A 15,602-nucleotide genomic window follows, 5' to 3' on the forward strand; every position below is an offset into this window, starting at 1 on the left:
GAACGATCATCAACCCTCAGCGTTAGTGTGGCTGCACCTCAACCCGATCCCGACCCGCCTGCTTCGCCGCATACACACCCGAGTCTGCCCGCAACAACAGCGCATCCGCGCCTTCGCCGACTTGCCAACTGGCGATCCCGAAACTGGCGGTTACCGTGCCGACGCCTTCAATTGGCGAGCTGCGCAACGCTTGCCACAACTGCAAGGCCAGGACATGGGCGTGTTCGCCGCTGATGTCCGGGCACAGCACCATGAACTCCTCACCGCCCAAGCGGCAGAACACGTCGGTGCGGCGCAGGCGATGGCCGATGCGTTCGCACACCGCTTGCAACACCCGGTCGCCCACGGCGTGGCCGTGCTGGTCGTTGATCCGTTTGAAGTGGTCGATGTCGAGCATGATCACCGACAATTCGCCGCCACCGCGTTCGACCCGGGCCATTTCCATGGTCAAGCGCTCCTGGAAATAACGGCGGTTGTGAATGCCGGTCAGGGAGTCGGTCACCGACAGCGCGCGCAATTCCTCTTCAACGCGCTTGAGGTCGGAAATGTCCGAGATGTAGCCATGCCAGAGCACGCCGCCACCGGGCAATTCCTCCGGGGTCGCCTCGCCACGCACCCAGCGCAGACCGCCCACAGGCAATTGCACGCGGTATTCCTCGCGCCAAGGACTGAGGGTGTCCGCCGAGGCACGGATCGAGGCGCGGACCCGGGTCGAGTCCTGAGGATGAATCCGGGTGAAGATCGCTTCGGCGTTGAGCAGCAACACTTCCGGTTCAAGTTCATAGATGTCACGGATGCCGTCACTGGCGTAAATCACACTGAAACGCCCGTCGAATTCCATCTTGAACTGATAGATGCCGCCCGGCACGTGGGCGCTGAGTTTCTTCAACAGCAAGTCCCGCGCCGCCAGCGCCTCGTGGACGCGCTTGCGCTCGGTGATGTCGATGCAGATCGCCAGGTGCCCGACCCACAGCCCTTGTTCATCCAGCACCGGAGTGGCCAGCATGTTCACCGTCAGATGGCTGCCATCCTGGCGCACCAGGGTCCACTCCCGGGCTTCGTGACCACCCTCCTCGCCACCCTCGACCAGCATCGCTTGGCAGGTCGGGATCAGCTTGCCGTAACGGGCGCTCAACTCCGCCGATCGGGCCACCAATTCCCGGGGGAAATGCAGGTTTTCCAGGGTCATGCGCCCGACCACGTCAGCGGCGCTATAACCGAGCATATGCTCGGCACCGGCATTGAAGGTGCTAATGACCCCACGCAGGTCGGTGGCGATGATCGCCACTTGGGTCGCTGCGTTGAGCACCCCGCGCAACTGGCCATGGGTGCCGCGCAACTCTTGCTCCCGGGCGCGCAATTCCTCGGTGCGCTGCTCGACCATTTTCAGCGCCCGTTGACGCTGGCTGACCAACACGTAGAGCAAGGCACTGAGCAACAGGCTGAGCAAGCCACCGAGCACCACCAGGCTGCTGACTGAAGAATGGTTGGCCTGCAGAAAGGCCTCGCTGGGCTGAATGTCTACTTGGTAGTCGTGGTCGGCCAGGCGCAGCAAGCGGCTCGCGGACAGTTCACTGGCAGCCGGCGGATTCGTCGACTCAAACAGCACTTCGTGTTGATCGCTGGTGGACAGGTCAAGAATGCGTACCGTCAGATAATCGCGCCCGGCCTCCGGCAGCCCGTCGGCCAGCAACTGACGCATGCTGATCACCGCCATGACGTAACCGAATGGCTTGTCCGTCGCCAGCTCAGAACTTTGCCGACGAATGACCGGCGCCACCAGCAGCACGCCTCGGGCATAGGTCGGCTCGACATTTACCAGATGCATCGGTTGTGAAACCGCCATGCGGCCCTGATCAGCTCTTTCCAGCGTCGCACGTCGCAACGGTTGGGCCAGCAGGTCGTAGCCCAGCGGCGAGCCGAGACGACTTTGTGTCTGGCTGTAAAGCACCACCACATACTCATCGCGCTCAGCCGCCAGTTGCAGCGCGCCAGCCGGGTTGAGTTCACGAATCGAAAAGTCGCTCAGCCCTTGCGCGCGCACCTCGCGTTCAAACGCCGGGCGCTCTTCGCGAGTCACGCGCTGGGCGAACGAGTACGCCTGGGTGCGGTGCAATAAAGGTTGGGTGTAACCGTCAAATTCGGCGCGGGACACCGATTCGGAATTGGCAAAGAACCGGCGCAGGCCGTCGAGGCGCTGCTCCTGATCTTCGAAACGTTCTTCGATACGGCTGTAGCGCTCACTGGCCAGCAGTTGGAAGCGTTGCCGCAATTGATGATGAAACAGATTCAGCGTGGCCCAGGCCAGCAACCCCGTGAGAATCCCGCCAGCGAGCAATACCAACAGCGCGACCAACCAGGCCGAGACGTCTTCGCTGATAAAACCCAGGATCTTGGGGCGCACGGCGTGCAACGACATAAAACGCAACTCAAAACGCCAGGTGCCGGAAAAGCCCATTGGCCATGGGTTGAGTTATAGCTATTAGCCACTAATTTGACCAGCCCTGAAAAGAATCCAAGAGCCTTTAAAAATCAAGGCTCTGTGGATCCAATCAGGTCAGGTGTCAGCGGGCCGTGATTTTCCAGGCACGGTGGATCTTGCCGTTGCGGGCAAAGTCCGGATCGACGGTCTGGGCGGTGATTTCCTCGACCGCGTAACGGGTGGTGAGGTTCTCCTCCAGCACAAATTTGCGGAAGTTGTTGGAGAAGTACAACACCCCGCCCGGTGCCAGGCGTGCCATGGCCAAATCGATCAATTGCACCTGGTCGCGCTGAACGTCGAAGATCCCTTCCATGCGCTTGGAGTTGGAGAAGGTCGGCGGATCGATGAAGATCAGGTCGTATTCGTCACGGCAAGCATCGAGCCACGCCATCACGTCGCCCTGCTCCAGACGGTTCTTGTCGGAGAACCCGTTCAGCGACAGGTTGCGACGCGCCCAGTCCAGATAGGTTTTCGACAAGTCAACGCTGGTGGTGCTGCGGGCGCCACCTTTGGCGGCGTGGACGCTGGCGGTCGCGGTGTAGCAATACAGATTGAGGAAGCGCTTGCCGGCCGCCTCTTTCTGGATACGCAGGCGCATTGGCCGGTGATCGAGGAACAGCCCGGTGTCGAGGTAGTCGGTGAGGTTGACCAGCAGCTTCACGCCGCCTTCGTTGACCTCGACAAACTTGCCCTGGGCCGCCTGACGTTCGTACTGCTTGGTGCCGCTCTGACGTTCGCGACGCTTGACCACTACGCGGCTCTTGTCGATGTTCAGCGCCTGCGGAATCGCCGCCAGTGCATCAAACATCCGCGCCGAGGCTTTTTCCGGGTCGATGGACTTCGGCGCGGCGTATTCCTGGACGTGGACCCAATCCTGGTACAGGTCGATGGCCATCGAGTATTCCGGCATGTCGGCGTCATACACGCGATAGCAGTCGATGCCTTCACGCTTGACCCACTTGCCCAGGGCCTTGAGGTTCTTTTGCAGGCGGTTGGCAAACATCTGCCCGCCTTCGCTCAAGCGCGGTTGCTCGATCACCACCGGAGCCGGTTTGATCGGGTTGCCGTTCTTGTTGTACTTCTCGTATTTGCCTGGCGCGACATCGTTGTCAGCCACTTCCACTTCGGCCTGCTCGCGCTCGACCTGACGCTGTTCCGGGGTGCGGCGCTCGCCGGTGACGAACTGATCCGGGGTGACCTTGATCAGCAGCAGCTTGCACGGCAACGCTCCGTTCCAGAACGAATACTGCTTGTGGCTGCGGATGCCCATGCGCTTGCCCAGGTCCGGGGCGCCAGTGAACACGGCGGCCTCCCAGTTCAGGCAGGCCTGGCGCAGACGCTCGCCGAGGTTCTGGTAGAGATAGAGCAGGCTCGCCTCGTCACCCAGGCGCTCGCCGTACGGCGGGTTACAGATGACCAGACCTTTCTGGTTCTGGTCCGGACGCGGCTCGAAGGTGCCGACTTCACCCTGGTAGATCTTGATCCACTCGCTCAGGCCGGCACGCTCGACGTTGTTGCGGCCCGGTTGAATCAGGCGTGGGTCGGCTTCATAGCCGCGAATCCACAGCGGCGGCTTGGCCAGGCCGGCGGCGCAGCGCTCGGTGGCTTCTTCGTGAAGTTTTTTCCACAGCGCCGGGACGTGGCCCAGCCATGCGGTGAAGCCCCACTGCTCGCGACGCAGGTTGGGTGCCATATCGGCGGCGATCATGGCGGCTTCGACCAGGAACGTGCCGACACCGCACATCGGGTCAGCCAGCGCGCCGCCTTCGGCCGCAATGCGTGGCCAGCCGGAACGGATCAGGATCGCGGCCGCGAGGTTTTCTTTCAACGGTGCCGCGCCCTGCTGCAAGCGATAGCCGCGCTGGTGCAAGCTGTGGCCGGACAGGTCGAGGGAGAGGATGGCTTCGCCACGGTCCAGGCGCAGGTGAATGCGCAGGTCCGGGTTGAGCTTGTCGATGGACGGACGGTCGCCCTGCGGGGTGCGCAGTTTATCGACGATGGCGTCCTTGACCTTCAAGGCGCCGAAGTGGGTGTTGTCGATGCCCGAGCCGTGACCGCTGAACTCAACGGCCAGGGTCCCGTCATTGAGCATGTGGTCTTGCCACTCGATATCGAGCACGCCGTGGTACAGGTCTTCGGCGTCCTTCATCGGGAAACGCTTGAGCACCAGCAGCACCCGGTTCGCCAGACGCGACCACAGGCACAGGCGATAAGCGGTTTCCATGGTGGCCATGCCGCGCACGGCCGAGGTGTGTTCACGCGCTTCTTCAAGGCCAAGCCCGACGGCTTCCTCGATGAGCAGGCCTTCAAGGCCTTTAGGGCAAGTGAGGAAGATTTCGAATTGATCGGACATTGGAATTTCAGAGCCTTTGGCGAAGTGAACCGACAACGCATTGCCGGTCCGGTTTTCAATCAGGCGCTTTTCTAAAAGAGCGCCCGCGTGGCACGAAGGTGTGCCTTCCCACCCTGACTGCTCGGGTTAAAAGAGCTTAGATGCCAGGGCAGATAAAATAGTTGATGCAACAAAATGTCATAAAGCGACCCTTCGTCGAATAGTACCCCAGCGTAAACGTGGGTCATTCTCACTAAAGGATTAAGCCCGTCATACAGCGCGGAGCTGATCATACCGGGGTTTGGCCAATAAACACGGGACAAACATCGTGTTACTTATGGCCATAGCATCTTTCTGGTTACGTCCTTATGACAAAACGATCATTCCCTCGATGTGACGCATTGGTTAGAACTCAACACAGGTTGACGTCGCAACGGCGTCAACACCTTGGCTCGCGACGCCGGCAGCGAGCCGCCAACGGCAGAGATTTTCTGCCAGACCTCGATTGAGGTCGACGCGATAAATACAGTCAACAAGTGAGGGCAACACCCTATGAGAAGACTTAAGCGTGATCCGTTGGAAAGAGCATTTTTGCGCGGATATCAATATGGCGTTGGTGGCAAATCCCGTGAGCTTTGCCCATTTACTCTACCGTCGGTACGCCAAGCCTGGATTAACGGCTGGCGCGAAGGACGCGGCGACAACTGGGACGGTATGACCGGCACTGCGGGAATCCATAGACTCAACGAACTTCACGCCGTTGGCTAACAAAGGGCCTGACACTGCAACACAATCATCTGAATACGTAACACCTTAACCACGCACGTCCCATCCGGACGGCGGGCTCCGGCCCAGGGGCACCTTCGAGGTGCCCTTTTTTATGCCTTCAAAAACTGATTCGTAAGCTGCACACAAACTACCTGTGGGAGCGAGCTTGCTCGCGATGGCGGTTTAACATTCAACAAAGATGTTGCCTGTCAGTCCGTCATCGCGAGCAAGCTCGCTCCCACAGGGGATCAGCGCAGGGCGGCTATGGCGTCGACAGATTCACGAATGAGCGACGGGCCTTTATAGATGAAGCCCGAATACAGCTGCACCAGGCTCGCACCCGCAGCGATTTTCTCAGCCGCGTGCTTGCCTTCGGTGATACCGCCCACGGCGATGATCGGCAACCGGCCGGCCAACTCTGCCGCCAGGACCTTAACGGTGTTCGTGCTCTTGTCACGAACCGGTGCGCCGGACAGACCGCCCGCCTCGTCGCCATGTTCCATGCCTTCGACGCCGACACGGCTCAGGGTGGTGTTGGTGGCGATCACCGCGTCCATCCCGGTTTCGATCAGCGCTTGTGCCACCTGTGCGGTTTCTTCGTCGGTCATGTCCGGGGCGATCTTGATCGCCAGCGGTACATGCTTGCCGTGGCGCAACGCCAGTTCAGCCCGGCGCTGGGCCAGGTCGGCGAGCAATTGCTTGAGCGAATCACCGAACTGCAGGCTGCGCAGGCCCGGGGTGTTCGGCGAGCTGACGTTGACCGTCACGTAACTGGCGTGGGCGTAGACCTTGTCCAGGCAAATCAGGTAGTCGTCCACCGCCCGTTCAACCGGCGTATCGAAGTTCTTGCCGATGTTGATGCCGAGCACACCCTTGTACTTGGCGGCCGCGACACGGGCCAGCAGGTGATCGACGCCGAGGTTGTTGAAACCCATGCGGTTGATGATCGCCTCGGCTTCCGGCAAGCGGAAAATCCGTGGTTTCGGGTTGCCTGGCTGCGGACGCGGAGTAATCGTGCCGATTTCGACGAAACCAAAACCCAACTGGGCAAAACCGTCGATGGCCGCGCCGTTCTTGTCCAGACCGGCCGCCAGCCCCACCGGGTTCGGGAATTCCAGGCCCATGACCTTCACCGGCATTTTCGCCGGCGCCTTGCACAGCAAGCCGTTGAGGCCCAAACGCCCGCCCGCGCCGATCAGGTCCAGGGACAGATCGTGGGAGGTTTCCGGGGAAAGTTTGAACAACAGCTGACGGGCCAGGGTGTACATGGGCGGGTTTGACTCGGATGGCGGCGAAATGAGGCGGCGATTATAGCCGGGCATCGGGGTCGCAAGCGAGGCACACAAACAAATCAACATTCGATGGCATATGCCTTGCACCGGCAAACCTATCAGCACTCATGCCAACGACGGGATGAGTCGACGGACAATGGCGTCGTCACCCGGTTCTGCTCGCGCAGGGACCTGGGACGACGCTTTTTTTTGCAAGGGTGTTTATCGATGAATGAAACCACAGTCGACCCGCTGGCCTGGGTCAACGGCAGCGATGCCCCGGAAAAGTCCGTGATCAATGTAGGCTTCATGGCCTTGAGCGACTGCGCCCCGGTGGTGGTCGCCGCCACCCAGGGTTTCGCCCAACCCTATGGCCTGACCCTGAACCTCAAGCGCCAGTCATCCTGGGCCAACCTGCGGGACAAACTGGTCAGCGGCGAACTCGACGCCGCCCACAGCCTCTACGGCCTGATTTACGCCGTGCACCTGGGCATCGGCGGCGTCGCGCCCACGGACATGGCGGTGCTGATGGGCCTGAACCAGAATGGCCAGAGCATCAACCTGTCCCACGGCTTGCAAGCCTTGGGGGTGACCAGTCCTGAAGCATTGCACCTGCGCGTGCACCAAACTCGCCCAAAACTGACCTTCGCCCAGACCTTTCCGACCGGCACCCACGCCATGTGGTTGTATTACTGGCTGGCGAGCCAGGGTATTCATCCGTTGCACGATGTCGACAGCGTGGTCGTGCCACCGCCGCAAATGGTGGCTCACCTTCAGGCCGGGCGGATCGACGGTTTCTGCGTCGGTGAGCCGTGGTGCGCCAGTGCGGTCAATCAAAACCTCGGCTTTACCCTGGCGACGACCCAGAGCATCTGGCCCGATCACCCGGAAAAAGTCCTCGGTTGCACCCGCGCTTTTGTCGAGCAATACCCCAACACCGCCCGGGCGCTGGTGATGGCGATCCTCGAAGCCAGCCGCTTTATCGAAGACAGCCCGGAAAACCGCAGCAGCACCGCGCGACTGCTGAGCGCCCCCGAGTATCTCGACGCGCCCCTGGACTGCATCGAACCGCGACTGCTGGGGGATTACGCCGACGGCCTGGGCAATCGTTGGCAAGACCCGCACGCCTTGCGCTTCCATGGCGGCGGCGAGGTCAATCTGCCGTATCTGTCCGATGGCATGTGGTTCATGACCCAGTTCCGCCGCTGGGGCTTGTTGCGCGAGGACCCGGATTACCTCGGCGTGGCCCGCAAAGTCCAGCAACTGGACTTGTATCGTGAGGCCGCGACCGCTGTGGGCGTGGCTGCCTGGGGCCAGGAAATGCGCAGCAGTCAATTGATCGACGGCAAAGTCTGGGACGGCTCGGACCCGGCCGGCTACGCCCGTGGTTTCAAGCTCCACGCCATGAGCGACAGCCCCCATCGATTGGCCAGCCGCTGACAGGAGCCCACCCACATGTTGCGTATCCTGCTGATCAACGACACCGCGAAGAAAGTCGGCCGCCTCAAAGCCGCCCTGACCGAGGCCGGGTTTGAGGTCATCGACGAATCCGGCCTGACCATCGACCTGCCCGCGCGCGTCGAAACGGTGCGTCCGGACGTGATTCTGATCGATACCGAGTCACCCAGCCGCGATGTGATGGAGCAAGTGGTCTTGGTCACTCGCGACCAGCCCCGGCCGATCGTGATGTTCACCGACGAACACGACCCCGGCGTAATGCGTCAGGCGATCAAGTCCGGGGTCAGTGCCTACATTGTCGAGGGCATTCACGCACAACGTTTGCAGCCGATTCTCGACGTGGCCATGGCGCGGTTTGAAAGCGACCAGGCCTTGCGGGCTCAGCTCCACGCCCGGGATCAGCAACTGGCCGAGCGCAAGCGCATCGAGCTGGCCAAGGGGCTGTTGATGAAAATGAAAGACTGCAATGAAGAAGAGGCCTACACCTTGATGCGCCGCCAGGCCATGAGCCGCCAGCAGAAGCTGATACAGGTGGCGGAGCAGATTATTGCCATGAGTGAGTTGCTCGGCTAACCGATCGTTCCCACGCTCCGCGTGGGAATGCCGCCATGGACGCTCCGCGTCCGCCTTGTGATGTGACGCAGAGCGTCACGGGATGCATTCCCACGCAGAGCGTGGGAACGATCATGCTGGATGTGGCACAAATCTCGCTAAGTAATCGGTACAGGTAACCAACGGCGGTTGCCCCACCTACGACAAAGACGTCGCTCACCTCGTTCGCCCATGGCGGATCAGGTAGCGGCGTTTTTTTGTTTTGGCCCCAGGGATCGGGGCCGGTGGTGCGGCCGTAGCGGCGCCCCACCTGCAAGCTCATGACTCCTTCTCGAGACTCCCAACAGCTGAGGTGCGCGATGAATTCAAGCTTCTGGAAATCCGGCCATGCCCCGACCTTGTTCGCGGCTTTCCTCTATTTCGACCTGAGCTTTATGGTCTGGTACCTGCTCGGCCCGTTGGCGGTGCAAATCGCCGCTGACCTGCACCTGACCACGCAACAGCGCGGGATGGTGGTGGCCACGCCGATTCTGGCCGGCGCGGTGCTGCGCTTTGCGATGGGGTTGCTGGCTGATCGCCTGTCGCCAAAAACCGCCGGGATCATCGGCCAGGTGATCGTCATTGGCGCGTTGTTCGGCGCCTGGAAACTGGGCATCCACAGCTACGAACAGGCGTTGGTGCTGGGGCTGTTCCTCGGCATGGCCGGCGCGTCCTTCGCCGTTGCGTTGCCACTGGCGTCGCAATGGTATCCGCCACAACACCAGGGCAAAGCCATGGGCATCGCCGGTGCCGGTAATTCGGGCACCGTCCTCGCGGCACTGATCGCCCCGGTATTGGCGGCGGCGTTCGGCTGGAGCAATGTCTTCGGCTTCGCCCTGATCCCGCTGATCCTGACCCTCATCGTCTTCGCCTGGCTGGCCAAAAACGCCCCGGAACGGCCAAAAGCCAAGTCCATGGCCGACTACCTCAAGGCCCTGGGTGACCGCGACAGCTGGTGGTTCATGTTTTTCTACAGCGTGACCTTCGGTGGTTTCATCGGCCTGGCCAGCGCCCTGCCCGGCTACTTCAACGACCAATATGGCCTTAGCCCGGTGACCGCCGGTTACTACACCGCCGCCTGCGTGTTCGGCGGCAGCCTGATGCGTCCGTTGGGTGGCGCCCTGGCGGATCGTTTTGGCGGGATCCGCACCTTGCTGGGCATGTACACGGTGGCGGCGATCTGCATCGCTGCGGTGGGTTTCAACTTGCCAAGTTCCTACGCAGCATTGGCACTTTTCGTCTGCACCATGCTCGGTTTGGGGGCGGGTAACGGCGCGGTTTTCCAACTGGTGCCGCAGCGTTTTCGTCGGGAGATCGGCGTGATGACCGGATTGATCGGCATGGCCGGTGGCATCGGTGGCTTCGCGCTCGCGGCGGGCATGGGCGCGATCAAGCAAAGCACCGGCAGCTATCAAATGGCCTTGTGGTTGTTCGCCAGCCTGGGCGTGCTCGCCTGGTTCGGCCTGCACGGCGTGAAACGTCGCTGGAGAACCACTTGGGGCTCGGCAGCGATGACGGCGGCCCGGGTCTGAGGCGTCCATGAGCCTGCAACTGAGTTTCGCCGAAGCCAGCGCCATCGGCCCTCGTGAGGAAAACCAGGACGCCCTGCGCCTGGTTAGCCCCGCCCCGGCGCTGGCGGCGAGCAAGGGTTACCTGTTCGCCATCGCCGACGGCGTCAGCCAGTGCGCCGACGGCGGTCTCGCCGCCCGTTCGACCTTGCAGGCACTGGCGCTGGACTACTACGTAACCCCGGAAACCTGGGGCGTCGCTCAGGCGCTGGATCGCCTGCTATCGGCGCAGAATCGCTGGTTGCAGGCCAATGGCGGTGGGCAACCGCTCCTGACCACTGTCAGTGCTTTGGTCATGCGCGGCAGGCGTTTTACCCTGGCCCATGTCGGCGATTGCCGAGTGTATCGCTGGCATGCCGACCAGTTGCAGCGGGTCAGCGAGGATCACGTCTGGGATCAGCCGGGCATGCAACATGTACTCAAGCGCGCCCTCGGACTCGATCAACATCTGGTGTTGGACTTCCTGGATGGCGAATTGCGCCTCGATGAGCGTTTTGTATTGCTCAGCGACGGAGTCTGGGCGGTGCTGGGCGACACCGCGATTGCCGGTATTTTGCGTGATCAGCCTGACTTGCAGAGCGCCGCGCAAACCCTGGTCAACGCCGCCCACTTGGCCGGCAGCCAGGACAACGCCAGTGCCCTGTTGGTGCAGGTCGATGCCTTGGGTGAAACCGCCATCGGGGATGCGTTGATCCATTTGCAGCAATGGCCATTGCCGCCCGTGCTGAAATCGGGGCAGTTCTTCGAAGACTGGCAGGTCGAGGGTGTCCTCGCTCAGAGCCAGCAATCGCTGCTCTACCGGGTGCGGGATGCGCAACAACAACCCTGGCTGCTGAAAACCTTGCCCGGGCCTCTGCACGACGATCATCTGGCCGGGCAGGCATTGTTGTCCGAGGAATGGTTTCTCAAGCGCGTGGCCGGGCGGCATTTTCCTGAAGTCCACGTCGCCAGTCAGCGTCAGCATTTGTACTACGTGATGCGCGAATATTCGGGATCGACCCTGGCGCAGTTGCAGGATCGATCCGGGCCGTTGCCGCTGGCGCAGTGGCGGGAATTGGCCGAACGCCTGCTTCGGGCGGTGGGCATGCTGCATCGACGGCAGATCCTGCATCGCGACATCAAACCGGAGAACTTGCTGCTGGGGGACGACGGCGAGTTGCGGTTGCTGGACTTCGGCCTCGCCTATTGCCCTGGCTTGTCCGAAGACCCACCGAGCGCCCTGCCCGGCACGCCCAGCTATATCGCGCCAGAAGCCTTTCGCGGGGAAGTGCCGACGCCGCAACAGGATTTGTATGCGGTCGGTGTGACCTTGTACTTCCTGCTGACCGGGCAGTATCCCTACGGCGAAATCGAAGCCTTTCAGCGCCCCAGGTTTGGCGTGCCGGTCAGTGCCAGTCGCTACCGCCCCGATCTGCCGGAATGGTTGGCGCTGAGCCTGGAGCGCGCGGTCGCGGTTGATCCGCTGCAGCGCTTTGAAACGGCAGAAGAATGGTTATTGCTGTTGGAACACGGCGAGCGCCGGAGTTTGAGCGTCAGACCCAAGCCGTTGCTGGAACGCGAGCCGCTGAAGGTGTGGCGAACATTGGCGTTGGGGTCGTTGGTGGTGAATCTGCTGCTGTTGTTTCTACTGTTTCATGGCTGAGTGTTGGCGCAGCCGACCGCCGTTATCCTGTGAGGAAAATACATGAGCGCAAAAGTCTGGCTGGTGGGTGCAGGCCCCGGCGATCCTGAATTACTGACCCTGAAGGCTGTTCGGGCCCTGCGGGAAGCGGACGTGGTGCTGATCGATGACCTGGTCAACAAAGCGGTGCTGGAACATTGCCCGGGTGCGCGGATCATTGCCGTCGGCAAGCGCGGTGGCTGTCGCTCCACGCCTCAAGCGTTCATTCATCGGCTGATGCTGCGTTATGCCCGCCATGGCAAATGTGTGGTGCGGCTCAAGGGCGGCGATCCGTGCATTTTCGGGCGTGGCGGCGAAGAGGCGCAGTGGTTGCGCGAGCGTGGCGTTGTCGTGGAGCTGGTCAATGGCATCACCGCCGGACTGGCTGGCGCAACGCAGTGTGATATTCCGTTGACCCTGCGCGGCGTGGCACGCGGTGTGACGCTGGTCACGGCTCACACACAGGACGACAGCAGCCTGAATTGGCAAGCCTTGGCCCAGGGTGGCACGACGCTGGTGATTTACATGGGCGTAGCGAAACTGAGTGAGATCCGCGAGCAACTGCTAGCGGGCGGCATGCCTGCGGACACACCGGTGGCGATGATCGAAAACGCTTCACTGCCGCACCAGCGGGAATGTCGCAGTGTTCTGACAGCCATGGAAGAAGATGCCTACAGCTTCGAGCTCAAGAGCCCGGCCATCCTGGTGATTGGTGCCGTTGCGGCTTGTGCTGCGATCTTTACGGGACGCCGCCAAACCCGCGCCTAGCCCCAAATCGCAGACAAAGAAAAGCCCGGCCTAAGCCGGGCTTTTCAGAGCAGCAAGATAATTACTTACCTTTGGCTTCAACCTGCGCTTCTACGCGACGGTTTACAGCGCGACCAGCTTCAGTTTTGTTGTCAGCAACTGGGCGGGATTCGCCGTAGCCAACAGACTGAACGCGGGACGATTCAACACCGTACTGGTTGGTCAGAACTTGCTTAACGGCGTTTGCACGACGCTCGGACAGTTTCTGGTTGTAAGCGTCAGGACCGACGGAGTCAGTGTGACCTTCAACAGTAGTAGTGGTGGATGGGTACTGCTTCATGAAGTCAGCGAGGTTTTTGATGTCGCCGTAGCTGTTAGGCTTGACTACCGACTTGTCGAAGTCGAACTTCACGTCCAGCTCAACACGAACAACTTCAGCAACTGCTGGGCAGCCATCAGCGTCAACAGTTACGTTGGCTGGGGTGTCCGGGCACTTGTCAACGTTGTCGCAAACGCCATCGTTGTCGCTGTCGGAGCAAACTTCAGCTGGTGCTGGAACTGGAGCAGCGGCAGGCTTGGAGCCGCCACCGAAGTTCACACCGATACCGACGCTTGGAGCCCACTCGGTGTCGCCCTGGTCGATGTTGTACTGAGCTTCAACGCCGGCACGAGCGTAGAAGTTGTCGGTGAAGTACAGCTTGGCACCGCCGCCAACGTTGGCGAAGGTGGAGCGGTTACGGCCCGAACCGTTCTGGCCAATGCTCTGGTCCGAGAAACCGGCAGAAACGTATGGACGGATCATGTCGCCTGGGTTGTTGAAGTGGTACAGAGCGTCCAGAGCGGTATCAGCGCCCTTTACGTTGCGACCATCATCTGCACGTACGTTGTGCACTTCGTCGTAGGCCAGACGCAGTTCAACGTCGTCGGTCAGGAAGTAGCCGACGGAAGCGCCGAACAGGTTGCCGTTGTTTTTGAAGTCACGATCGCTGTCGTACTGTTCTTTCTTGGCGAAGCCTTCGATTTCAACTGCGCCTTGGCCTTGTGCCAGCGCGCCGAACGAAGTAGCGGCAATAAGAGAACCAATGGCAAAGCCCAAGGTGTTTTTCAGTTTCATCCGTTAAATCCCCATCTGGTGATTGTGAAGCAGTCCCGCAAACCGGGGGACAACTCGGCGGCAAGTCTATCAGAACTTGCCTACACGTAAGAGATATTTGCTCTGAACTAAGTTTCAGCAACGCCTGCAAATTTCTCACGCAATTTGTCTAGAGCACGTTTGTAACGCATTTTTGTCGCACTCAAACCCATGTGCATGATGTCTGCGATCTCCTGAAACTCCAGCTCTGCGACAAATCGTAGCACCAGAATTTCGCGGTCAATCGGGTTCACATACACCAGCCAGCGATCAAGTCCACCCTTATCCTCGGGTTTCGGCGCCTTTTCTTCAGACGCTTCCTCGAGGGGGTCCAGACTCAAAGCATCCATCAAGCGACGCTTTCGCCGTTCTTTCCGATACTGCGTGATGCATTCGTTGTACGTGATGCTGTAGAGCCATGTCTTGAACTTCGATTTCCCCTCGAAGTTCTTCAGGCCGTACAACACCTTCAACATCACTTCCTGACAGACATCGTCTGCGTCGCGATCGTTCCCAAGATATCGTGCACAAACGTTAAATAATGTTCGTTGGTAACGCCGCATCAGTTCTTCATAGGCGCGGGTTACGTGAAACAGCTCGGTATGCGAGCGCGCGACCAACTCCTCATCAGAGAGCTCGCGGGGGTCGTAGCGCGTGGAGAGCGATTGAGCTTTATTCAAAACAAGTCGGGCCGACAGTCAGGTCAATGTCCGCCGCAGCCCTTTCAGGGCATTTTGCGGCGGCATACATTAGCAGGGTTTGCCGGGTTAGCGGCTACTCACATGCTGCTCCAGGAGGATCCGATTGGAGAGAGAGACTAGCTCACCCTCGTCGGTCAGCAATGTGGTTTTAACCGTGCCGATCTCTTCGATCTGACCTTCGACCTCGCCAACACGCACTTGTTGCCCAACCTGATACAACTCACGCACATAGATTCCCGCAAGAATCTGACCGGCAATTTCCCGGCTTCCCAACCCCATGGCCAGCGCAACGGCCAGACCAACGGTAATCAATACGATCACAATCACATGGTTGAGCAGGTCAGTCTTGACCTCCAACTGGCTGATCGCAACCGACAAGCTGATGATTATCACCAGGCCTTGGGCGATTCGCCCCAAGCCAGAGGCGTAATCCAGCCCTACCCCCTCTGCCGCACCGCGCACCAGCCCATTGGCCAATTGCGCCAGCAACACACCTACCAGCAACACCAGCGCGGCGCCAAATACTTTCGGCAAATACAGCGCAAGCATATCCAGCGTAGCTGAAACTCGCTCAAGTCCAAGGGATTCTGCTGCCGACACAAGAAAAATCAGCAAAACAAACCAATAGACGATTTTGCCGATCAGGGTAGAAATAGGCACCTGAAGGCCGGCACGGGACAACAATTTGGTCAGGCCGGTACCGCCCATCAGGCGATCGAGACCCAATTTGGCGAGCAGTTTGGACAACAAGGTGTCCAGCAGCTTGGCCACAACAAAACCCAGCAGTAGGACAACCAGTGCCCCGAAGAGGTTCGGAATAAAATTCGCAACCTTTGTCCACAACGCAGTCATTGCAGTGACGAGGCTCTGAGTCCAGAGATCAAGTTCCATA

General features: G+C 60.3%; 12 protein-coding genes. 6 read left to right on the plus strand and 6 right to left on the minus strand.

Translation table 11 applies throughout. From position 1 onward, the window contains the following. Positions 1-22 precede the first annotated feature (22 nt). Both BK667_RS26655 and rlmKL read right to left on the minus strand, forming a co-directional pair. Positions 23-2,419: a sensor domain-containing diguanylate cyclase gene (locus BK667_RS26655; protein ID WP_123512943.1), complete on the minus strand. Its 2,397-nt coding sequence runs from the start codon at positions 2,417-2,419 to the stop codon at positions 23-25. Between the two features lie 145 nt (positions 2,420-2,564). Next, a complete protein-coding gene (gene rlmKL, locus BK667_RS26660) occupies positions 2,565-4,835 on the minus strand; it encodes a bifunctional 23S rRNA (guanine(2069)-N(7))-methyltransferase RlmK/23S rRNA (guanine(2445)-N(2))-methyltransferase RlmL (protein ID WP_123599387.1) in 2,271 nt (756 codons plus the stop codon). A gap of 531 nt (positions 4,836-5,366) precedes the next feature. Here rlmKL and BK667_RS26665 point away from each other — a divergent pair. Continuing rightward, complete coding sequence (locus tag BK667_RS26665) at positions 5,367-5,582, plus strand: BatR family protein (RefSeq protein WP_003223300.1); 216 nt, start codon at positions 5,367-5,369, stop codon at positions 5,580-5,582. 248 nt (positions 5,583-5,830) lie between these two features. On the opposite strand, the gene BK667_RS26670 is transcribed toward BK667_RS26665, so the two are convergent. Then, positions 5,831-6,850: a quinone-dependent dihydroorotate dehydrogenase gene (locus BK667_RS26670; RefSeq protein ID WP_123599388.1), complete on the minus strand. Its 1,020-nt coding sequence runs from the start codon at positions 6,848-6,850 to the stop codon at positions 5,831-5,833. A 231-nt stretch (positions 6,851-7,081) separates the two neighbouring features. Here BK667_RS26670 and BK667_RS26675 point away from each other — a divergent pair, with 231 nt between their 5' ends. The 5 genes from BK667_RS26675 (at position 7,082) to cobA (ending at position 12,898) form a co-directional block, all read left to right on the plus strand. Next, positions 7,082-8,293 (plus strand): CmpA/NrtA family ABC transporter substrate-binding protein, encoded by a 1,212-nt coding sequence (locus BK667_RS26675; RefSeq protein ID WP_123599389.1) that lies wholly within the window; start codon positions 7,082-7,084, stop codon positions 8,291-8,293. A 15-nt stretch (positions 8,294-8,308) separates the two neighbouring features. Continuing rightward, positions 8,309-8,884, plus strand: a complete 576-nt coding sequence (locus BK667_RS26680) for an ANTAR domain-containing response regulator (RefSeq protein WP_018925269.1) — start codon at positions 8,309-8,311, stop codon at positions 8,882-8,884. Positions 8,885-9,222: 338 nt separating this feature from the next. Next, positions 9,223-10,434: a nitrate/nitrite transporter gene (locus BK667_RS26685; protein WP_123599390.1), complete on the plus strand. Its 1,212-nt coding sequence runs from the start codon at positions 9,223-9,225 to the stop codon at positions 10,432-10,434. A gap of 7 nt (positions 10,435-10,441) precedes the next feature. After that, positions 10,442-12,112, plus strand: coding sequence for a bifunctional protein-serine/threonine kinase/phosphatase (locus BK667_RS26690; protein WP_123599391.1), 1,671 nt, complete (start codon positions 10,442-10,444; stop codon positions 12,110-12,112). Between the two features lie 42 nt (positions 12,113-12,154). After that, entirely contained in the window at positions 12,155-12,898 is a 744-nt protein-coding gene (gene cobA, locus BK667_RS26695; RefSeq protein ID WP_123599392.1) for a uroporphyrinogen-III C-methyltransferase, read from the plus strand. 61 nt (positions 12,899-12,959) lie between these two features. Here the strand turns inward: cobA and BK667_RS26700 are convergent, their stop codons facing one another. The 3 genes from BK667_RS26700 to BK667_RS26710 all read right to left on the minus strand — a co-directional run bounded on the left by BK667_RS26700 (position 12,960) and on the right by BK667_RS26710 (position 15,601). After that, entirely contained in the window at positions 12,960-13,991 is a 1,032-nt protein-coding gene (locus BK667_RS26700) for an OmpA family protein (protein WP_123512134.1), read from the minus strand. 107 nt (positions 13,992-14,098) lie between these two features. Continuing rightward, a complete protein-coding gene (gene sigX, locus BK667_RS26705; protein ID WP_054054007.1) occupies positions 14,099-14,689 on the minus strand; it encodes an RNA polymerase sigma factor SigX in 591 nt (196 codons plus the stop codon). 87 nt (positions 14,690-14,776) lie between these two features. Continuing rightward, positions 14,777-15,601, minus strand: coding sequence for a mechanosensitive ion channel family protein (locus BK667_RS26710; RefSeq protein WP_054054005.1), 825 nt, complete (start codon positions 15,599-15,601; stop codon positions 14,777-14,779). Position 15,602: the final 1 nt, after the last annotated feature.

Origin of the sequence: Pseudomonas frederiksbergensis, assembly GCF_003732705.1 — a bacterium.
GTDB lineage: Bacteria > Pseudomonadota > Gammaproteobacteria > Pseudomonadales > Pseudomonadaceae > Aquipseudomonas > Aquipseudomonas frederiksbergensis_F.